The organism is Streptomyces sp. R818, from assembly GCF_056172735.1.
On the sequence record NZ_JAOCNE010000001.1, the window covers coordinates 468725 to 488278 of the forward strand.

Genomic DNA, 19554 nt, shown 5'->3' on the forward strand with positions numbered 1-19554 from the left:
GGCATGGGAGGGGTAGGGACATGGCGCGAGACGGTCACGCCGACCGGAGTGCGGGAGGTGCGGGTCAGCTAGTCGCCGGACGCGGTCGCACGGCCGGTGCCGGGGACGCGACCGGCGGCGCTACGGGCACGGACGGCCGGAACGGCTTCAGCGCGGGCAGGTCGGGGACCATGTCAGCCGACGCGCGGCAAGTCGCGGCGGCATCAGCGAGCGAGAGATACGGCGTACGGATACGGGACCAGCCACCGGAGGTGTCCCCGGCGACGGCGAGGCCGGGCCGCTCGGCCGGGATAGTGCAGGCGGCGGAGACGGCTTCCGGCGCGATGTCGCCAAGAGCCATCTTGGCGGAGGCTTCGTCGTTGACGCGGTGGCAGACCCGCCCGCTCAACTGGGCCCGCAACATGGTGGCGCCCTTGCCGAGTTCGGCGCCGAAGCGCTGCCCGCAAACTTCGAGGTAGATTCCGGCGGCGCGGCCGAGTTGGGCGAGGCGGATGAGCTGGGTGACCATCTCGTCCCGCCGCTCTTCCTCCTTCTTGGTGGCGACGAGGAAGAGTTCTGCGACCTCATCGACGACCAGCACGATCGGTACGGGACGTTCGTGCTCGGGCAGGCCCCAGATGTCGGACGTGATGACCTCATCCGGGGTGCTCGGGGCAATCCCCTGCCGAGCCTTGATCAGGTCGTACCGGTCCTCCATTTCCCGGATGAGCACGGGCAGCAGCTCGGCAGCCTGGTCGGGGTCGGTGGCGAGCGCCGACAGTCGCGGGGCGAAGGGCGCCAGCTCCACCCCGCGCTTGCAGTCGATGCCGACCAGGGCGACCGGCTGTCGCGCGAGCCCGGCGACGAGGTGCCGCAGGTACATGGACTTGCCGGACAGGGTGGCGCCGAGGGTGAGCCCGTGCGGTGCGGCCCGGTAGTCGCGCATGAAGGGTGTCGCGTCCTCCCGCAGCGCCACGGGCACCTTCAGGAAGCCGCCCACGGCTTTGCGCGGCATGCGGACCTTGCGCAGGACGTCGTAGCCGACGAGCCGCAGGTCGACCACGCCGGGTTTGACCGGGGTCACGTAGACGCCGTGCACACCCCAGGCGTGCCGCAACCGTTCGGCGGAGGCGGCCACGTCGGCGGGTTCCTGGCCGGGCGCGAGCCGCAGGCGCAGCCGGAGCCCGGTCGTGGTCGGGCGAATGAGTCCGCGACGCGGTGGAACGGGCCGGACCTCCCCCGGGTGGTGGCCTTGACCGCCAGCACCCGTAACCGCGACGGCGTCACGGTCAGCCCGCAGGACTCCATGACCGAGCCGTACGAGCCGAGCAGGCGAGCCGTGGACATGGGCAGGCCGACCGTGGACCAGTAGAGGCCGGGGTTCTTGGCTCGGGCGTAGGCAGCCCCGCCGCCGAGTGCGGCGACAGGACCACCCACCTCCAGGAGCGTTGTCAGGTCGGACATCAGGCCGACGCCCCCATGGCGGCCGGGAAGGCGGCCGGAGTGACGGCGGCGCAGCGGTAGGCGATGCCGTGCCGCTGCTGCCCGTTGAACACGCTCTCCCACGGCCGGGCGACGAGCCCCGGCAGCGAGACCGGCGCCCCGAGCGTCAGCCCGTCACTCACACCGCTCTCCGGAACGGTCACCTTAATCAGGGACGACTCCCCCTCCTCGATGTAGACGACGCCGAGCGTCATCAGCGCCTCACCGCTGTTGGCGTCCTTGGCGATCTCGCCGGTCTGACGGTCGCGGACCTTGGGCTCGGGCGCCTCGGTGAGCAGGATCGTCGCGGCCGAGGTCTCCACACGGATGGTTCGCAAGGTTCTTCCCATCTACTCGTCTATACAAGATGCAGCCTTCGAACCCGATCTCCGGGAACGGCGACCACCTTGCCACACAACTTGCCCACTCGTCTATACGAGTATGCCTGTCGGCGTGTACGAGTTCGGGAAGCGCCCCGCGCCGCGCCACGACCGTCAGGCCCTCACGTGGCCGGGAGCTGGTACGACAGCACGTAGGCGTCCGCCGCCATGACCGTGTCGCAGACCTCGACCGCTCGCCCCTCGGTGTCGAACGCGGTGCGGACCAGATGGATCACGGGCACACCGGAGGCCAGCCGGAGCGTCTTCACCTCGGACGGCGAAGGCATCCGGGCCCGGATCTCCTCCTCGAAGTGGTCGAGGTGGTGACCCAGTTCCTCGAGACGGGCGTAGATGCCGCCGGGGCCGGGGTTGGGTTCGGCGATCTGCGTACCGCGCGCGATGTCGAGCGGAAGGTAGGAGGTGGCGAACTCGACCGGCCGGCCATCGAGGAGATACCGCCGACGACGAGCAAGCACCCGCCGCACCGAGCCGAGCCGGGTGGAGATGTCCTGACTGGCCTTCTCTTCCTTGACCTCCAGGCTGTCGACCTGGGGGTGGCTGCCCGCCGCGTCGGCCTCGACGATGAACGCGGACTTCCCCTGGTCGCGGTGGCGCCGGGCGAAGCGGTCGGAGGCGAGACGCCGCACGGGTGGCCGTGGTCGAACGAAGACGCCCTTTCCGTGTTCGGCGTGGACCAGGCCCTCACCCTGAAGAACGGAGAAGGAGTTCCGAACGGTCATCCGGGAGACGCCGTAGTGCTCGACGAGTTCCGCCTCGGAAGGCAGCTTCTCGCCTTCCTTGAATCGCCCGCGGTCGATGGACTCGCGCAGCTGGTCAGCGATCTGCCGGAAGACCGCGCGATCACTCGTGGGGTCAATGGCACCAAGCAGGCCAGGAAGGGACGTCACGTGCACTCCTTTAGGTATCTAGACGAGTGGGCGAGTGTTGTTGCTACGGTGGAGAGCCTAGCTATTCGAGAGGGCCGAGGACCTTGAGCACTGACCGTCCGCACTCCGTGAGCGTTGCTGGAGTCATCGTCGACGACCAGGGCCGCGCCCTCTTGATCAAGCGCCGGGACAACGGCCACTGGGAGCCCCCGGGCGGCGTCCTCGAAGCCGAGGAAACCATCCCCGAGGCCCTGCAACGCGAAGTCCTCGAAGAAACCGGCATCAAGATCGCACTCCCCGCGACCCTCACCGGCATCTACAAGAACATGACCGGCTTGATCGTCTCCATGGTCTTCCGCTGTGAGGCCGCCGACGGCACGCCCACTACCGGAGACGAGACCCGCGCCCTGCGCTGGGCCACCCGCGAAGAAGTCACCGAACTCGCCGACGAGGCATACGCGATCCGCGTCCTGGACGCACTCGACGCACCGTGCCCGCCGGCCGTCCGCGCCCACGACGGCGTCAAACTCGTCTAGCTCTAACCCGCTGCACATGGCGGCCTACCAGCACGAAGGAACTTGTATGCACGAGTATACGAGCACAATGCGAGTCTGGGGCCTCACTTGCCCAGGTTTCCCCGAAGAGGTGAGCCGGGCCCGACGCTGGACGCGGGACATCCTCCAGGGCTCGCCCCTGGTGGACGACGCCGAGCTGATCGTGAGCGAGCTGAGCGCGAACGCGATCCTGCACACCGCCAGCGGTCGCCTCCCAGGCGGCAACTTCCATCTCTCCGTCGCGGTGACACCGCACATGGTCGCGCTGTCGGTGACGGACGACGGGGGCGCCGGATCAACCCCCAAGGTCGAGCACCTCGACCAGGAGGCAGAACACGGCAGGGGCCTAGGAATGGTCAGCATCCTCGCGCACCGGGTCGTGGTCCACGACAGCGACCGGGGCCACACGGTCATGGCGGAACTCTTCGTCAGCCTGCACCCCGAAGCCCGCTCGTGCTAACCGACCAACCTAGGCCGCGGCCCGGCTTCTGGTGTGAATGCTGGACCGAAGACCTCACCGACACCGAGGCAGCACCCCCAAGGCTGCGAGCATCCTTCGACGCCTACTCAGCGCCCCAGGCCGACAGGTGGGTAGCAATCGCACTGCGCACCATCTCACCGACGCTCGACGCGGACGCCTCCGAAGAAGCCTGGAGATGGCTGTACGAGGGGCGCATCCACACCCGACGGGCCCTCCTACGCATAGAGCCGTGCACGGTCTCAGTGACCCACGCGAACACCCGGATCACCTGGACGATACGCCCGGTCCTCTTCCTGCCCCTGGCTCACAGGCAGGCTGCCGAACTCCCCACCTGCGCATACGACTTCAAGTCCCAGTGGCCAGACTGAGTTACAACTTTCTCTACTGGTTCAAGGCGGCTCGCTCCGCTCACCGCGCGCGGCCCGGCCCCCGGCCGGGCCTGCGCTCCTGTCTCCGCCCCGCTCCAGCCCGGCCGGCGCCCGTGCCGCGCGCACAGAAACCAGCCGCCTGATGCCAGAGAAGGGGTACGTCGTGGCTGGGGTGGTCGGCTCCACGGCTTTAGGCAGCCACTTTGGCGCGAGCCTCGAAGATCATGGCCCCAACGTCGTGCTTTACCGGGCAGGTCCACAGACTGCCCGACGCGCCGGAAGCTTACGGGGCCATGATCACTCGCGCCAAAGCAGCTCCAGCCCAAAGCCGCTCCGCCGACCTGTTGCTGCACTTACGGATGAGTAGCCCGAACGCAGTAATTAGCTTTTCAAATAGGCATTCACCGTAGCCGCATTCTTTAGCTGGTTTGCATATGTATCGATTAGAAGACGAACGCCATCAATGCGATCCCTGACGTCTCCCGCATCGAAGCTGACCAGTTCGCCGTGAGCGACCTGATTCCGCGCCAAGACAATTCTTTGATCGATGAATACGCTGCGAGTTTCATACAGGGGGAGGATGTCCAATCCGACACCCTGGACGATTTCCTTGAAAACACTGGAAGAGAGATTACTCTCGGTATCTATGCATTTATCTGGGGAGACCGTAAAAATCTCGGCTCGCCGAACATCGATCTCTTCCAGGAGCTCACCAAGGTACCGCGCCTTTACGCTATTTGAGGCCCTCTTGAAAGTAGAGAGTACATACGCGGCCTGGAAAGGGAACTTGAGGTCAGCGACTTTGACGCCCGCATTGTTGACGAATCGCACGTAGGAGCCACTTCCTCCTTTCACAAAACCTTCCCAATGAGCGTATGCGAGGACTACAGCAGACCTCGCAATGCAGCTGAGTCGGTGCGGGTCGGGGTTCTGCTCTGAGACCATAATGCTCAGGTTTGAGAGCTCGACCTTTCTGCGCGCTAGCTGGCGATCAATACCCTCGATGAATCGCGTCGGATCCACGAATCCCCCAGTCACGCAGAGAACAGTCGTCGTCCGTACGGAATGGTCCTCTTCATTCGCTGATCGGCGCGCTGCCCAGTCGCATGCCCGGGGGCGAATGCCGGATCATTCCATAGTGATTCGCGAGCCCGCTGCACATCGTCTGATCCGATTACAAGCCCGGGGGAATAGTGCCCCAATCCGAGAGCAAGCACTTCGAAGGCAGTAGAGGAAAAGGCACCTTCTGTACGGCCAGTGGTGGGGTTCAGCTTGCGCATTGCGTCACCCCCGAGGGCGTCGTTCAGCGTTCTAAAGCAGATATCGAAAGCTTCCTTCTCTGCCCGCAGTTCAGAGTATCCCTTCTCCACAAGAGACAGGATCTCTGCAGAAAGAAACTCCCCGATGTTTCCGATGCTGGAGATTTTTTCTTCAGGCAGCAAGCGCAAGGTGATGAATCGGAGGGCCAGTTCGAGATGGTACTGCTCTTTAATGAGCCGTTCTGGCAGATTCAGCACATCCTTGAAATCCTTCGATGATGCTACGTCCTGAAGCCAATCGAAGTGAGTTCTGCTGAGGCTAACAAGGAGGCAGTTTCGGAGCTCTTGGGGGGTCGCAATGCTTCCGTAAGAATTGAGGCGCTGAAAGAGGTCATACTTGGCTCGATTATCGCTCTCACGCTTAATAATCTTCACATCGACGCGCGACCGCTTGAAGTCGAGCTGCTGAGCGCGAGTCAGCGATTTCCCTGCCCCCTCGAAGGGTTCGAACGCCACTCCTTCGAGGCTGGTCAGGAATGGGGCGGCCTCGCAGACAAAAGGTTCGACGAGTTCTCCTTCATCATCTCGGAGAATCCCCATGAATTGGAAGATCGTGGACAGCCTCTGAACGCCGTCCACTACGTCCCAAACCCCATCCTCGTTCTGAGCTACAAATATGCTCGGAAGAGGGATTCCCAGCAGGACACTCTCAATCAGCTTGGTCCTCTGGGCACCAGACCACCTGAAGATACGCTGAAACTCCGGATGGATGTCCATCTCGCCGTCGCGATAGAGATTCGCGATCTCGCTAATTGACATTGGGTACGAATCGGTGGTGATTCGCTGCCGATAAATTTCGAGTTCGGATTCCAGTGTCATTCCGCGATGCTAGCATTCATAGGTTCCCGAAGTCTCTAGTTCTCCTGAACATCACCCCATGCGGCTCTGCGCGCTTGAGCGGAGCGTCTGCCGGCGCCCTGAAGGCGCCTACGGTGTGCGGACGTCTGTGGACCATCGCAGGAGGCGAGAGGCGCACCAGTCCAGGGTTTGGCAGCCGCCCATGTCGCTTCGGTACTGGGGTCTCCCGCCCGTACATGTGGCTCAATGGAGCGATCCGCTCAGGATGCTGGACGCGATCAGCCCAAGCCCCTTCGCCATGCGTACCGGGACGGCATTGCCGATCTGGCGCTCGATAGAACCGTAGTGACCGTAGAACTTGTAGTTCACTGGAAACGTCTGAAACGTAGCTGCCTCACGCAGTGTCAAGCCACGGTTCTCGGTCGGATGTATGAACGTGCCACAGGCTGGAGTAGTGCACCGTGTGGTCATAGTGGGGGCAGGTTCATCAAGCTTGACCCTGCCGTAAGAAGAGCTGGCGTTACGCGAAGCTAGTCGCTTGTGACAGTCCAACTGGTGCTCCTCCGGTAGATCGAAACGGTTGCCACCCACCGGAATGGCTGCAATCCGCGCTTCGACGGAGGCCGAACTCTTGCGGTGCACGTTCAGCGGGTCGTCGGGACGGGAACGGCGCGCCAGGTGTGCGAGCGCCTGCCCGGCGGTCCGCGGGGACCTCTGGAAGCCACGAGGCAACAGATCCGTGAGATTGCCATCGAACGCGAAGGGGACATCTTCCCTGATAGCGAAGCAGATGAAGCGCTTGCGACGCTGGGGCACCCCGAACGCGGCGGCGTCCATTGTGCTTGTCCTTATTTGATACCCAGCCTCCACTAGGAGGGCTTGGAGCTTAGGTAGTCGACGATCCCTGGCCAGTCCCGGGACGTTCTCAAGCAAGACGATTCGCGGCCGCAGCGCTTCGACGAAGCGGAAGGTATCCAGCACGAGGTCGTTCCGCCGCTCGTCGACCAGTCCCTTCGCGAGGGTAGAGAACCCCTGACAGGGCGGGCAGGCCTTGAGCAGATCAAGTTCTCCTGGAGCGAGGGCGGTGCCGGCAAGGAGTGCCTGCGGTTCCACAGTGCGGATGTCCTCAACGGAGAGGGCCACTCTGGGGTGGTTCCTACGGTAGGTTGCGGCCGCCTCCAGGTCATTCTCCACGGCGGCGAGCATCGCGAAACCGGCATCTCTCAGGCCTCGTGTTGCGCCCCCCGCCCCAGCGAACAGATCCACAGCGCTGTACGTGGGCATGGCGTGATCTTAGTCTGTCAGGGCGTCAACGCGTCAGGTACATCTTTTGACAGGCTTTCAGCTGTGCTTAGCTGGCGGGTACTTGATGACACCGGGGGGTGGGTTCGTGACGCATGTGGGTCCGGAGCGGCCGGAGACTGATGGCCTCTTCCCAGTAGTGCCAAGGCAGAAAGACCGGAGCCACGACGTTCCTGGTAGGAGCGCTGCCGCCTCAGGCGATGCCACCGGGCCCTACCGCATGCGGATCAGCCGGCTCACCGTCGATAAGCTCGGCATCAGGCTGTATGACCGCGTCTCCGCGGTCCTCGCAGAGATCATCGCCAACGCCTACGACGCGGACGCCACAGAGGTGAAGGTCCGTCTGCCGTTCGGGACTTGGCTTGCTTCACTGCCCGGCAAGCCGACTGCGGATCAGTATGAGATCACCGTGGAGGACAACGGGCACGGGATGACGGCCGATGAGGTCAACACCCATTACCTGCTCGTGGGATCCGATCGGCGTGGGCGGTTCGGCAAGGACACCTCCCGCCTCAAGGGGCGGCGCGTCATGGGCAGGAAGGGAATTGGAAAGCTGGCCCCTTTCGGCATCTGTCGGACCGTAGAGGTAATCACAGCCGGGGGCGACCCGACCGACCAGGGATATCGTGTATCCCACATAAAGTTGCATCTAGACGACATGATGTTTGACTCCGAGGACGACTACATCCCCAAAGTCGGCCATCTCGACGGCACATTTCGGCAACATCACGGCACGAGCATCCGACTCACAGAATTTAACCGGAAGCTAGTCCCCAAGGGCGATGAACTGCATCGGCAACTCTGTGCTCGCTTCGGAATCCGGCGCGATGACTGGGATGTAGAAGTATTCAATACGCGAGAAAGTCAAGCACTCCCCGGACTTCTGCAGGAGTCTTTTCGTCTCGGCGAATTGAGTATTGATCTTCAGGAGGACACCAAGGTCACATTCGACCGAACCCCTATCGGGCCGGAAGGTTCGGATCCGCTTCCGGTTTCAGGTTGGCTCGCCTTTGCCAAAGACCCGTACAAAGACGAGGTGATGGCTGGCGTGCGCATCTATGCTCGCGGAAAGATCGTAGCCACGACCCGAGACTTCGGGGCAACGGCTGGTTTCACGGGGGAATGGAGCGTTCGATCGTATTTAACTGGTGAGATCCACGTCGAGTGGTTGGACGAGGGTGAAGATCTAGTCCGCTCCGACCGGCAGGACATCATCTGGACATCCGATCTTGGCCAAGTACTCCAAACTTGGGGCGCGAAGCAGGTCAAGGCGCTGGCCAAGCGGGGCAGGTCGTCGGTCCGGAGACGGACCCGTGAGGTATTCGAGCAAGCCGCGGATCTCGATGCGCGACTTCTTGTCGAGGCCCCAGGAGACCCGCAATACCGAAATTCAGTGAAGGAGGCATTCCGTGTCTTGGTCGCCGACAGCGACCGTGAAGCGGCATCAGACCCTCAGCGAGTTGAGCGCTACCTGCAGTTGTCCAGGAACATCGCACCGCACAAGGAACTGCTGGAAACACTGCACCAAGTTTCCAAGGAAGTAGACAGTCCACTCGACATAGTCCTCGCACTCTTCCAGAAGGCCAGGGTCGCGGAATACTATGCTCTCGGCCAGGTGGCGCAGGAACGGGTGGAGGTTGTCACCAGGCTACGGCAGCTGATCACAGATGGAGCCACGCTAGAACGTCCTCTTCAGGAGCTTATCGAGAAGGCTCCGTGGCTGCTGGCACCCGAATGGACCCCGCTGGGGATGAACGAGGCACTCGAACGCGTACGCAACAGTTTCGAGTCCTGGTACTTCAAGAAATCGAACCAGCTGATCGCTACCACTGCTATACGGGACCCGGAACGCCGACCAGATTTCGTTCTCCTCAACGGCCCCAGAGGAACAATTTGGGTAGTCGAAATCAAAAGAGTCGACTATCACCTTACCGACGATGAGTTCACCCGGGCGGTCGATTACCTAGAGAGCCTCGAAGAATTCTTGGACGACACCCCGGAATTTGGGGCTCACTTCCCCATCCGCCGGCTCACCTTCATCGTGGATCACATCGATCGTCTGAGTCGCACCAACCGCAGACTCCTCAAAGAGAGTGCAAACGTCGAACGGCGTAGCTGGTACGACCTGTTGGAACAAACTGATCAGGCGCATCAGGACTTCCTACGGAAGGTCGAGAAACTGCGGCGCGACCCGGGAGGGCTCGACACCCCGTAGGCCTCAGCAAGTCCATTGGCGGACTGCGCATCGAGGCGTGGACTATGAGTGGACCAGCACCGTCCAGAGGCGACGCTACAGCCCCGTGACCTGCGCACACGCCCAGGACCAACGCGGCCTCCGGAGCCGTGTGCGCAGGTTCGAATCCTGCCGGGGGCACACTGTGCAAGTGTGTCTGAGACCCCGTCATCAGCGGAAACGCTGAGGTCGGGGTCTTCGTGTATGTGCAGGTACTTGCAGGTCCGTGGCCGGGTTGCCTACAGCGGTGTCGCCGCTTGCAGGATTGTGATCAGGGTGACCGTTGAGGTTGCTGAGGCTGTTGCTGACATGAGCGTGCCCGCCAGGGCTGCCCATGCCGCTGCGCCGATTGCTGTGAAGTGGGGTGGCCAGGTGCGTGGGGCGGGGGGCGGGGACAGTAGGGCCGCCACTCTGCGGGGGACCGGGCCCGCAGGCACCGCGAAGGGGGTGCCTGGTGCGGTCGGTGGGGACAGTAGGGCCGCCTTGCCTACCGCTTGTGCCGTGACTCTGCGGCTGCCCACCGCTCGCGCCGCCTCCTCGTCCGCCCAGCGTTCCACCGTGTACGTCACGCTCGTGTGCAGGGGGCGGAGGAAGGGGTTCGCTCGCGCTGCCAAGCCCGTGAGGAGCAGGTGGCGGTGGTGGTGGGCTGACTGGTGGGCCCGTTCGTGGGCGAACAAGGCTCTGCGTTCCGGGGAGTTCAGCCCCGCCAACATGCTCGTTGAGACGACGATTCTGCCATTGGGGAGTGTGTGGGCGTAGGGGGTCGGGTCCGGGAGCACCGCTATCCGGTGGTGGGGTGGGAGGCCGGACAGGGCCTCTGACGCCTTGCGGGTTGTCGCGTTGCGGTGGTGTACGAGTGCTGCGCAGGCTGTGACCGCCGCTGTCAGGCCGGCGATCGCTGCTTTGCCCACCACCTCGTCGTGCGGGACCGCCGCGCGTACCTCCGGGTCCGCCCAGCCGTCCGGGAGGGGGTTGCCGGGGAGTTGGGCCGTGCCGACTACCGCCAGCAACGCCAGGGAGAGCGTGCTGCAGATGGCCAGGACTACCGCTGCCGCCGTGAGGAGGAGTGTCGCCGCGCGCGGGTGCAAGTGGCGTTCCGCCAAGCGCGACACCGGCCACGCCGTCAGCGGGAGGATCAAGGGGAGGAAGACCGCTACGCCCATCAGGATCAGGCGTCTCCGGCGGTTTCCGTGCCGTCCTGCGGGGCCAGCAGGTCGCGCAGGAGTTGCTCGTCCCCGTCCGACAGGCTCGACACGAAGCTTGCCAGGACCGCCGCCCTGTTCGTCTCCCCGTCCAGGACCCTGCGCATGCGGTGGGCCGCCAGGCCGGCCTCGTCCGAAGCGGCTGTCCAGGTGAAGGAGCGGCCCTCTCGTTCGCGGGTCACGGCGCCCTTGGCCTGGAGGCGGGTGAGGATCGTGATGACTGTGGTGTAGGCGAGGGTGCTGCCCAGGTGTTCGCGTACCCAGCCTGCCGTCACCGGGTGCGGGGCCTCGCACAGGGCCGTCAGAACCTGGCTCTCCAGTTCACCCTGGCCGCGCCTGCGTCCGCCCTCCCCGTCCCCCCGGCGGCGTCCGCTTGCGTTCTGATTCGGCACGGTATGCGTCATTCTCCCTGTCGCCCTCGCCCGTCCACGTCATCGTAGGGGCGTGCCGGTCGGGCACGAGGGTGTCATGTCCGGGTTCGTGGGCCGAGTTCGTGTGACAGGCGCCACCCATGACCAGCACAGGTTTACGTGCGCCTCGATAGGTGACTACGGTGCGTTGAATGTCTCGCAGCCACATGAACCCCGTAAACCTTGGAAGATGCGAAATCTGGAGTCGGGGTTCCACGCGGGAGGGAACGTGAGCGAACAGGTTCAGCTGAGCGCCACGCGGGCGCCCCTGCCGCCACAGCAGCGGGCCGACTCCCCTCCAGTCCCCTCGCGCGCACCGGGGAAGGCCCCCGCGTCCAAGCCGCGCGCCTCGCGTGACTCCTACTTCGACAACGCGAAGTACCTCGCCATCGTGCTCGTCGCCATGGGGCACGCCTGGGAGCCGTTGCGGGACGGCAGTCGTGCCGCGTCGGCGCTGTACATGACCGTGTACGCGTTCCACATGCCCGCGTTCATCGTCATCTCCGGGTATTTCTCGCGGAGTTTCGACGCCAGTCCGGGGCGGCTCAAGCGGCTCATCACCGGCGTCGCCGTGCCGTATGTCGTTTTCGAGTGTGCTTATACGGTCTTCAAGCGGACCGCCGGGGACGATCCGGACTATCCGTTCAGTCTGCTCGATCCCTGGTATCTGACGTGGTTCCTCATCGCGTTGTTCGTGTGGCGGCTCTCCACGCCGATCTGGAAGGTCGTGCGCTGGCCGTTGCCCGTCGCGCTTGCCATTGCTGCGCTTGCGTCCGTCTCCCCCGATATCGGGGATGACCTCGATCTGCAGCGCGTTCTTCAGTTCCTGCCCTTCTTCGTGCTCGGGCTTCGGCTCAAGCCCGAGCATTTCCGGCTCGTACGGCGGCGTGAGGCCCGGATTCTGGCCCTGCCCGTTCTCGCTTCCGCCCTGCTCTTCGCCTACTGGGCCGCTCCTCGTATGAACGCCGCCTGGTTCTATCGCCGAGACAGCGCACAGGAGTTGGCCGCTCCCGGGTGGGCCGGGGTCGTCATGACGCTCGCCATGTTCGGGTGCTCGATGCTGCTCGTCGCCTGTTTCCTCGCGTGGGTGCCCGGGCGCAGGCTCTGGGTCACCGCCCTTGGTGCCGGCACCTTGTACGGGTATCTGCTGCACGGGTTCCTCGCCAAGGGGTCCCGGTTCTGGGACTGGTACGACGTGCGGTGGGTGCATACGCCGGTGGGTGAGGTTGTGGTGACATTCGTCGCCGTTGCCGTCATCACCTTGTTGTGTACGCCGCCCGTTCAGCGCGTTTTCCGGTTCGTCATGGAGCCCAAGATGGAGTGGGCGTTCAGACGGGACGCCGGGGACTTGGCGCGGAAGCGGTAACCCTTTCCCGTTCCCCGCTCGCCACTGCTCGCCACTCCCCTCGTCCCGTCAGGCCGTGTTTTTCTTCCGGGACGTTGATTTCTTTTTCGTCCCGGTCGAGTCCGAAGCCGTCTTCTTCTTCGTATTCGCGGCACCGGACGCCGTCTTCTTTTTCGACGTCGCCGGTGCCGCTTTCTTGCGCGTACGCGTACGGCCTTCCATCGACGTCACCTCCGCCATCTCCTCGCCTGGTGAGCCGCCCTGCGAGCCGTCCCGCGCCTCCTTCGCCGCGCGCACGCTCCGCTCCAGTACGGCGACCAGGTCGATCACCTTGCCTTCGCCGCTCGGGGCAGGCTTCGTGGGCTCCGCCGGGAGTTCGCCGGCGGCCTTCGCCGCGATTAGCTCCTCCACCGCCGCGCGGTAGTCGTCGTGGAGCGTGGCCATGTCGACCTCGCCGAGTGTGTCCATCAGGGCGTCCGCCAGGTCGAGTTCGGCGTCGCGGACCGTGACGTGGGTGTCGGGGGCGACCTCGTCGGGTGAGCGGATCTCGTCCGGCCAGAGCAGGGCGTGCATCGCGATGACGTCGTCCACCACGCGCAGCATTCCGAGGCGTTCCTTGCCGCGCAGGGCGAATTTCGCGATGGCCACCTTTTTGCTCTGCTTCAGGGCCTCGCGGAGGAGTGTGTACGGCTTTGTGGCGTGGACGCCGTTCGCCGAGAGGTAGTACGCCGTGTCCATCTGGAGCGGGTCGATGCTGTCCGCGGGGACGAAGGCGAGGATCTCGATCGTCTTCGCCGTATGGGTGGGGAGCGCGGCCAAATCCTCGTCCGTGATCGGGATGACCGAGCCGTCGGCGTCCTCGTAGCCCTTGCCGATCTCCGCCGTCTCGACCTCCTTGTCCTCCAGCTCGCACACCTTGCGGTAGCGGATGCGGCCGCCGTCCTCCAGGTGGACCTGGCGGAAGGAGACGGAGTGGTTCTCGGTGGCGGTCATCAGCTTGATCGGGATGCTGACCAGGCCGAAGGAGATGGCACCGTTCCATATGGAGCGCACGAGCAGACTCACTCCCTTCCTGTCCACCGACCCTGTCCAGCAACCCACCGGCTCACCGGCCCGCCGATCGACCCGCCCGGCGCGCCGCTTTGGCATGGAATGTCAGAGTATTACGGTATGACGCCGATCACAGAAGTGGAGGGGCGGCGGCTGCCGCTCAGCAATCTGGAGAAGGTGCTCTATCCGGCCACCGGGTTCACCAAGGGCGAGCTGCTGCACTACTACGCGACCGCTGCGGATGCCTTGCTGCCTCATCTGCGCGACCGGCCGATCTCCTTCCTCCGCTTTCCCGACGGGCCCGACGGCCAGCACTTCTTCGCCAAGAACGTGCCGCCGGGGGCGCCCGACTGGGTGAGGACGACCGACGTGCCACGCTCCGACGGCGTGTCCCGGCAGGTCCTCGTGCAGGACCTGCCCTCGCTGATGTGGGCGGCGAACCTCGTCACCGAGTTCCACACGCCGCAGTGGCAGGCGGGCGCGCCCGCGCAGGCCGACCGGCTCGTCCTCGACCTCGATCCCGGGGCGCCCGCCGACGTCGTGCAGTGCTGTGAAGTGGCGCTGTGGCTGCGTGAGCGGCTCGCGGGTGACGGGCTCGACGCCTACGCCAAGACCTCCGGGTCCAAGGGGCTGCATCTGCTCGTACCGCTGGTTCCGGTGCCGTCCGAGCGGGCCAGTGCGTACGCGAAGAAGCTCGCGCAGGAGGCCGAGGCCGAGCTGGCGGGGCTGGTCGTGCACCGGATGACGCGGAGTCTGCGGCCCGGGAAGGTGTTCGTCGACCACAGCCAGAACTCCGCCGCCAAGACGACCGCCGCGCCCTATACGTTGCGGGCCCGGGCCGAGCCGACCGTTTCGGCGCCCGTCACCTGGGAGGAGGTGGAGGGCTGCCGGGACAGCGGGGACGCATCTGACCTGGTGTTTCTCGCTGAGGACATCGCGCCTCGGCTGCAGCGGTACGGGGATCTGCTCGGGCCGCTGAACGACGCGGAGCGGGCCGGGCGGCTGCCGTCGTGAAGGTGCCGGTCGCTGTGGCGCTCGCCGAGTCCGTGGAGTCGTTGCCGTCGGGTGACGGGTGGGCGTTCGAGCCCAACTTCGACGGGCATCGGCTGGTCGTGGCCCGGAGTGCGGAGGGGGAGGTCTCGCTGCACGCGCGCTCGGGGCGGGAGGTGTCGCGGGCGTTTCCCGAGCTCGTCGCCGCCGCGCACGGGCTGCCCGCCGGGGCCGTGCTCGACGGGGAGGTCGTGGTCTGGCACGAAGGGCGTACCGACTTCGCGATGGTGCAGCGCCGGGCGGCCGCGGCGTCGGCGGGCCGCGCGCGGGCGCTGGCGCGCGAGCTGCCCGCCTCGTACGCGGCGTTCGATCTGCTCGCCGGGGAGGGCGGTACGGATCTGCGGGCGCTGCCGTACCGCGAGCGGCGGGAGCGGCTGGTCCGGGTCCTCACGCCGCTCGGGCCGCCGTTGCAGCCGGTTCCGTCGACGACCGACCGGGAGACCGCTCTGACCTGGTACGAGTTGCTCCCCTCGTCCGGCATCGAGGGGCTGGTCGCGAAGCGGGTCGACGGGGCGTACCGGGGTGGCGTCCGCGCCTGGCGGAAGCTGCGGCACAGCGACACCCGGGATGCCGTGGTGGTCGGGTTCACCGGTCCGGCGACAGGGCCGCGGGCCCTCGTCGTCGCGCTGCCCGGTGATGGCGCTCCGCTGCTGACCACGCCGTTGCCTGCGGGGTTGCGGGCGGACGCGGCGGCGGTGTTGCCTCCGGCGACCGGGGAGGAGGCGGCTGTGATCGCGGTGGGGGTGGGCGAGGTGACGTACCGGGTGCTGCCGGTGGCTCCGCCGGTGACGTTGGAAGTCCGGCAGCGGACGACCCGGCACGGGGCGTTCACGGCGGAGGCGGTCAGGTTCCGGTGAGGCCGAGCGCCGGCCCTGCCGGGCTCGGCCCCGCCCCGCCCCGCTGAACCGGAACCCGCACCCTCGGGCTCCCGGCCCCCAGCCCGCTAGACCCGGACCCACGTCCCCCGATCCCGCGCCATCGCATGGAGCGCCTCCACATCCGCCGGCTTCAGCAGACCGCCGGACCTCGCCAGGCCGGTGACCTCCCTGTCCGTCAGCAGGCGGACGCCCCTCGGTGCCACCTGCACGTCCACGAAGGACGGTTCGACCAGCACCAGGCCCGCCCGTACCTCCGCCGTCAGGGCGAACGACGCCCGGGACGCGTCCGCCCGTACGTCGCGGAGCAGCGGGCGCGACTCGCCCCGGCCCGCCGTGACCGTCGGGTCGCTCACCCGTACCCGCTGGCGGTGCGCCGGGAGGACGTGCAGGGCGAACAGGCCGCCGGGGCCGATCACCAGGTGGTGGATGCAGGCGCCGCCCGGCAGCGGTACCGAGTGCAGTACGCGCCAGCCCGCCCCTTCGAGCGCGTCCAGCGCCTCGCCGACGAGCTGCTGAGCGGCCAGGGCCCGGCGCCGGGGGTCGGTGCGGAGTCTGCGCTGGGGGGCCGGGTCGCGGTCCAGGGCGATCACGAGGGCCTCGCCGGGGCGGTTCGGGGCGAGGTCGTCGTCCGGGTGGAGGCTGAGCCGGGCCAGTTCGGCGGGGGTCGGCACCGGCGGGGGCCCGACCGCCACAGGCCCGGCGATGAACGGGCGCAGCGCCGCGAGCACCGCCTCCCTGTGCGACTCGGCGAGCAGGTTGACCCGGCCCGCCTCCCGGTCGTACCAGGCGACGTTCCTGCCGTCGTCCCCGTACACGTAGAGCCGTTCCTGACCGTGGCGCCAGGTCGGTACGACGCGCAGTCCGTTCATGGCCCATCACCCCCCGACCATGGGAGCAGCAAGCCCGCCGCAGGGCAAGAAGGCGGGGTGCGCCGGAGCGCACGGTCGAGGCGCGGGGCAGCGGAAAAGGACTTCCCCGCCATTGCGCCACCATTGCGGCCAATAAGGTGTACTGGACGACATCACCCTCATCCGCTACGACATCACCCTCGCCCTCATCCGCCACGACATCACCCTCATCCGCTAGGCAGGAGTGCAGTGCCGCCCAGGCGCCCCGGTCCCACCGCCCTCACGGCCCTCGCCGTGTCGGCCGCCCTGCCGCTGCTCGCGGGGTGCGGCGACGCCGGCGGGCTCGAAGGCGCGGGTCCGGCCCCGACGGCGGTGGGGCCCCGCGACCTGTGGCCGACACTCACCCCCGCGTCCGCGCCCGCCGACGACTACGGGGCCGGCGAGACCGAGGTGGTGAAGGGCGTCGACGTGCCGGGCGGCGACCTCCGCAAGGTGGACCCGGTGACGGTCGTCCGCGCGCAGGCGGACGCCGACCCGGACGCGTACAAGGACATCGCGGAAGGGCTCGCCACCTGTGGCGCATCCGGGCATGACAGCACCACCTGCCCCGTCCTCCACGCCTACTACTCCGACCTCACCGGCAACGGCCGCGAGGACATGGTCGTCGGTGTGCGCGCCCCCAAGGGGCAGCTTTTCGTGCGGGTCTACATGTACGCGGACGGCAAGCTGACCCAGATCATGGACGACGAGGACGCCGTCATCAGCGTCCAGCTCGCCGACCGAAGCGTCGTCGTCCGCGCCGTCGCCGACCTCGCTGGCTACGAGTACCGGACCTCCTGGTCGTACGACAGCCACCAGCGGGCGATGCTGCCGACCCGCGACGAGATCGTGCGGACGGGGCCGCCGAAGACACCCGTGCCGGAGACGCCGTCCGGGGACGCCACCCGTCCGGGAACCCCCTCGGCAAGCCCCTCGGCAAGCCCTTCGGCGCGCCCCTCCGCGAGCCCCTCGTGACGCGCCGCGCCCCGCGCCTTACCGCGCTGCCCGCGTGGACGGCGTCCCTGACCTGGAAGGCCGTCGCGTTCCTCGCGGTGATCTGCTGTGCGCTCGCCGCGCTGCTCGGCATCCTCGTGCACGTCTCGGTCACCGAGCAGACGGTGCGGGAGGCGCGGGAGCGGGCGTTGTCGCGGCTCGACGAGGCGACGGCCGCGTTCCAGGCGGGCGGGCGGCAGGTGCCGGGCGCGGCGCTCGATCCGCCGGGCCTGCCCGCGTCGCTGCGGGAGCTCGCGGTGAGCGGGCAGCGCGGCACGATGGTCGCCCGGTACGAGTCGCGCCCGACGATGTGGGCGGCGGGCCCGGCGGCGGGCGGCAAGGCGCTCGCGGTGCAGGTCGACTACGCGCAGGGGGCCCGCACCATCGACGGGCTCGACCGGGCGATCCTCGGCTCGTCGGCGCTGGCCATCGGGGCGACGCTCCTGGTCGGCGCGTTCGCGGTGACCCGGGTGACGCGGCGCCTGCACACCACGGCGCGGGTCGCCCGGAAGATCAGCGCGGGCGCCCTCGACGCCCGGGTCAACGATCCGCGGACCCGCGACCCGCACCGCCACCAGGACGAGGTCGCCGCGGTGGCCGGGGCGCTGGACCGCATGGCGTCGTCGTTGCAGGCCCGCATCCTCACCGAGCAGCGGTTCACGGCGGACGTCGCCCATGAGCTGCGTACGCCGCTGACCGGGCTGCACGCCGCCGCCGAACTGCTGCCTCCCGGCCGCCCCACCGAGCTGGTGCGCGACCGGGTCGCCGCGCTGCGCACGCTCACCGAGGACCTCTTGGAGATCTCCCGGCTCGACGCGCGCAGCGAGCGGGTCGATCTCGACGCGACATGGCTGGGGCCGGTCGCCGAACGGGTCGTGCGCGCCACCACGACGGCCGCCACGACGCCCACCACGGCGCCCACCAAGACGCCCTCCGTCGTCATCGTCCGCGACGTGTGCGTGGTGACCGACCGGCGGCGCCTGGAGCGCGTCCTCGGCAACCTCGTCGCGAACGCGCACCGGCACGGCGCGCCGCCCGTCGAGCTGACCGTCGAAGGACCGGTGATCAGCGTCCGCGACCACGGCGACGGCTACCCGGACTACCTGGTGGAGCACGGGCCGCAGCGTTTCCGTACCGAGGGCGGTACGAAGGGGCACGGTCTCGGGCTGACCATCGCGCGCGGCCAGGCCGAGATCCTCGGCGCCCGGCTGGCCTTCACGAACGCTCCGGGCGGTGGCGCGCTCGCGACGCTGACCCTCCCCTACGACGAGCCCGTCGGCTGAACAGGGCCCGTGCCGCTCACTCCTGCGGCGGTCTCCTCACCCCTCCGGCGGCCGTCGCCGTGCGCATCCGCGTGCCGCCCCTTAGGTATGAGGCGGGGCCAAGGCGCCGGGCCGGCCCTGTCCGCACGTTCGCACGTCCGCACGTCCCAGGAGGCCTCCATGCACGTACAGAAGACGCAGGTACAGAGACTCGCCGTCGCGTTCGCCGCGTTGTCCCTGACCGCGGCCGCCGCGTCCCCCGCCCTCGCCGACGGCACCCCGGGCGGAAAGCCGGAGCAGAAGCAGGAGCAGCAGCAACAGCAACAGCAGGCACAGAAGCCGAACACGAAGCCGAAGCCGGAGCCGGAACCGAAGCTGACGCTCGCTCAGAAGAAGCAGCAGGAGGCGAAGCAGGGCCACTCCCCCGTCTACAAGGGCCGCATCACCGCCAGGTCCGGCCTCCTGCTGCGTGACTCGCCGACCCGGGGCAGCAAGGTGATCCGTTCGGCGCCGTACCGGGCGATCGTGCACATCAACTGCAAGACGCGCGGGCAGGACGTGGGCGGCAACCGCCTCTGGTACCTGCTGACCGACGGCACCTGGGCCTGGGGCGCCGCGAAGTACATCGACAACATCGGCGCCGCGCCCCGCTGGTGCTGACATAAGCGGATATCGCGGACCGGCTTGCTACGTT

General features: G+C 67.0%; 19 protein-coding genes, 1 tRNA gene and 1 pseudogene. 11 read left to right on the plus strand and 10 right to left on the minus strand.

Annotated elements, in window-relative coordinates; translation table 11 throughout:
• Nucleotides 1-64: 64 nt before the first annotated feature.
• The 3 genes and pseudogenes from N5I75_RS02045 to N5I75_RS02055 all read right to left on the minus strand — a co-directional run bounded on the left by N5I75_RS02045 (nucleotide 65) and on the right by N5I75_RS02055 (nucleotide 2749).
• Nucleotides 65-1443: pseudogene (locus tag N5I75_RS02045) on the minus strand (FtsK/SpoIIIE domain-containing protein).
• A complete protein-coding gene (locus tag N5I75_RS02050; protein WP_476673588.1) occupies nucleotides 1443-1799 on the minus strand; it encodes an SCO3933 family regulatory protein in 357 nt (118 codons plus the stop codon). The pseudogene N5I75_RS02045 and the gene N5I75_RS02050 overlap by 1 nt, the downstream one beginning before the upstream one ends.
• A gap of 164 nt (nucleotides 1800-1963) precedes the next feature.
• Entirely contained in the window at nucleotides 1964-2749 is a 786-nt protein-coding gene (locus N5I75_RS02055; protein ID WP_476673590.1) for a GntR family transcriptional regulator, read from the minus strand.
• Between the two features lie 107 nt (nucleotides 2750-2856).
• On the opposite strand from N5I75_RS02055, the gene N5I75_RS02060 reads away from it, so the two are divergent.
• From N5I75_RS02060 to N5I75_RS02070, 3 genes are read left to right on the plus strand one after another with little or no spacing between them, the layout of a single operon-like run.
• Nucleotides 2857-3264 carry an NUDIX hydrolase gene (locus tag N5I75_RS02060; protein WP_476673592.1) on the plus strand — a complete coding sequence of 136 codons (408 nt, stop codon included), beginning with the start codon at nucleotides 2857-2859 and terminating at the stop codon, nucleotides 3262-3264.
• Nucleotides 3265-3310: 46 nt separating this feature from the next.
• On the plus strand, nucleotides 3311-3742 hold the full coding sequence (locus tag N5I75_RS02065; protein ID WP_476673594.1) for an ATP-binding protein: 432 nt from the start codon (nucleotides 3311-3313) through the stop codon (nucleotides 3740-3742).
• On the plus strand, nucleotides 3736-4131 hold the full coding sequence (locus N5I75_RS02070; protein ID WP_476673596.1) for a hypothetical protein: 396 nt from the start codon (nucleotides 3736-3738) through the stop codon (nucleotides 4129-4131). Before N5I75_RS02065 ends, N5I75_RS02070 begins: the two co-directional genes overlap by 7 nt.
• Before the next feature lie 381 nt (nucleotides 4132-4512).
• Here the strand turns inward: N5I75_RS02070 and N5I75_RS02075 are convergent, their stop codons facing one another.
• From N5I75_RS02075 to N5I75_RS02085, 3 genes are all read right to left on the minus strand, one after another.
• On the minus strand, nucleotides 4513-5076 hold the full coding sequence (locus N5I75_RS02075) for an MAE_28990/MAE_18760 family HEPN-like nuclease (RefSeq protein WP_476673861.1): 564 nt from the start codon (nucleotides 5074-5076) through the stop codon (nucleotides 4513-4515).
• Between the two features lie 89 nt (nucleotides 5077-5165).
• Nucleotides 5166-6269, minus strand: a complete 1104-nt coding sequence (locus N5I75_RS02080; protein ID WP_476673598.1) for a GmrSD restriction endonuclease domain-containing protein — start codon at nucleotides 6267-6269, stop codon at nucleotides 5166-5168.
• 222 nt (nucleotides 6270-6491) lie between these two features.
• Complete coding sequence (locus tag N5I75_RS02085; RefSeq protein ID WP_476673600.1) at nucleotides 6492-7532, minus strand: DNA cytosine methyltransferase; 1041 nt, start codon at nucleotides 7530-7532, stop codon at nucleotides 6492-6494.
• A 238-nt stretch (nucleotides 7533-7770) separates the two neighbouring features.
• Between N5I75_RS02085 and N5I75_RS02090 the strand changes: the two genes are divergently transcribed.
• A complete protein-coding gene (locus N5I75_RS02090) occupies nucleotides 7771-9765 on the plus strand; it encodes an ATP-binding protein (protein WP_476673602.1) in 1995 nt (664 codons plus the stop codon).
• A gap of 80 nt (nucleotides 9766-9845) precedes the next feature.
• Nucleotides 9846-9924: transfer RNA gene (locus tag N5I75_RS02095), tRNA-Ser, on the plus strand.
• A gap of 98 nt (nucleotides 9925-10022) precedes the next feature.
• Here N5I75_RS02095 and N5I75_RS02100 read toward each other — a convergent pair.
• Together N5I75_RS02100 and N5I75_RS02105 are read right to left on the minus strand one after the other, a co-directional pair.
• Nucleotides 10023-10946 (minus strand): M56 family metallopeptidase, encoded by a 924-nt coding sequence (locus N5I75_RS02100; RefSeq protein ID WP_476673604.1) that lies wholly within the window; start codon nucleotides 10944-10946, stop codon nucleotides 10023-10025.
• Nucleotides 10947-10951: 5 nt separating this feature from the next.
• Nucleotides 10952-11377: a BlaI/MecI/CopY family transcriptional regulator gene (locus N5I75_RS02105; RefSeq protein ID WP_476673606.1), complete on the minus strand. Its 426-nt coding sequence runs from the start codon at nucleotides 11375-11377 to the stop codon at nucleotides 10952-10954.
• Nucleotides 11378-11624: 247 nt separating this feature from the next.
• Between N5I75_RS02105 and N5I75_RS02110 the strand changes: the two genes are divergently transcribed.
• A complete protein-coding gene (locus N5I75_RS02110) occupies nucleotides 11625-12761 on the plus strand; it encodes an acyltransferase family protein (RefSeq protein WP_476673608.1) in 1137 nt (378 codons plus the stop codon).
• A gap of 48 nt (nucleotides 12762-12809) precedes the next feature.
• Here N5I75_RS02110 and ku read toward each other — a convergent pair whose 3' ends face one another.
• Nucleotides 12810-13793 carry a non-homologous end joining protein Ku gene (ku, locus tag N5I75_RS02115; protein ID WP_476673610.1) on the minus strand — a complete coding sequence of 328 codons (984 nt, stop codon included), beginning with the start codon at nucleotides 13791-13793 and terminating at the stop codon, nucleotides 12810-12812.
• 117 nt (nucleotides 13794-13910) lie between these two features.
• Here ku and ligD point away from each other — a divergent pair, with 117 nt between their 5' ends.
• Nucleotides 13911-14804: a non-homologous end-joining DNA ligase gene (gene ligD, locus N5I75_RS02120; protein ID WP_476673612.1), complete on the plus strand. Its 894-nt coding sequence runs from the start codon at nucleotides 13911-13913 to the stop codon at nucleotides 14802-14804.
• Nucleotides 14801-15697, plus strand: a complete 897-nt coding sequence (locus N5I75_RS02125; protein WP_476673614.1) for an ATP-dependent DNA ligase — start codon at nucleotides 14801-14803, stop codon at nucleotides 15695-15697. Before ligD ends, N5I75_RS02125 begins: the two co-directional genes overlap by 4 nt.
• A gap of 86 nt (nucleotides 15698-15783) precedes the next feature.
• Here N5I75_RS02125 and N5I75_RS02130 read toward each other — a convergent pair whose 3' ends face one another.
• Nucleotides 15784-16587, minus strand: a complete 804-nt coding sequence (locus N5I75_RS02130) for a nuclease-related domain-containing protein (protein ID WP_476673616.1) — start codon at nucleotides 16585-16587, stop codon at nucleotides 15784-15786.
• Nucleotides 16588-16815: 228 nt separating this feature from the next.
• Here N5I75_RS02130 and N5I75_RS02135 point away from each other — a divergent pair, with 228 nt between their 5' ends.
• The 3 genes from N5I75_RS02135 to N5I75_RS02145 all read left to right on the plus strand — a co-directional run bounded on the left by N5I75_RS02135 (nucleotide 16816) and on the right by N5I75_RS02145 (nucleotide 19520).
• A complete protein-coding gene (locus tag N5I75_RS02135; protein WP_476673618.1) occupies nucleotides 16816-17580 on the plus strand; it encodes a hypothetical protein in 765 nt (254 codons plus the stop codon).
• Entirely contained in the window at nucleotides 17577-18881 is a 1305-nt protein-coding gene (locus tag N5I75_RS02140) for an ATP-binding protein (protein ID WP_476673620.1), read from the plus strand. The genes N5I75_RS02135 and N5I75_RS02140 overlap by 4 nt, the downstream gene beginning before the upstream one ends.
• A 159-nt stretch (nucleotides 18882-19040) precedes the next feature.
• Nucleotides 19041-19520, plus strand: a complete 480-nt coding sequence (locus N5I75_RS02145; RefSeq protein WP_476673622.1) for an SH3 domain-containing protein — start codon at nucleotides 19041-19043, stop codon at nucleotides 19518-19520.
• Nucleotides 19521-19554 lie beyond the last annotated feature (34 nt).

Coding starts and splice junctions, on each gene's coding strand:
- N5I75_RS02145 (WP_476673622.1), top strand. CDS start 19,041: ATGCACGTACAGAAGACGCAGGTACAGAGACTCGCCGTCGCGTTCGCC.
- N5I75_RS02080 (WP_476673598.1), bottom strand. CDS start 6,269: ATGACACTGGAATCCGAACTCGAAATTTATCGGCAGCGAATCACCACC.
- ligD (WP_476673612.1), top strand. CDS start 13,911: ATGACGCCGATCACAGAAGTGGAGGGGCGGCGGCTGCCGCTCAGCAAT.
- N5I75_RS02075 (WP_476673861.1), bottom strand. CDS start 5,076: ATGGTCTCAGAGCAGAACCCCGACCCGCACCGACTCAGCTGCATTGCG.
- N5I75_RS02085 (WP_476673600.1), bottom strand. CDS start 7,532: ATGCCCACGTACAGCGCTGTGGATCTGTTCGCTGGGGCGGGGGGCGCA.
- N5I75_RS02065 (WP_476673594.1), top strand. CDS start 3,311: ATGCACGAGTATACGAGCACAATGCGAGTCTGGGGCCTCACTTGCCCA.
- N5I75_RS02130 (WP_476673616.1), bottom strand. CDS start 16,587: ATGAACGGACTGCGCGTCGTACCGACCTGGCGCCACGGTCAGGAACGG.
- N5I75_RS02100 (WP_476673604.1), bottom strand. CDS start 10,946: ATGGGCGTAGCGGTCTTCCTCCCCTTGATCCTCCCGCTGACGGCGTGG.
- N5I75_RS02090 (WP_476673602.1), top strand. CDS start 7,771: ATGCGGATCAGCCGGCTCACCGTCGATAAGCTCGGCATCAGGCTGTAT.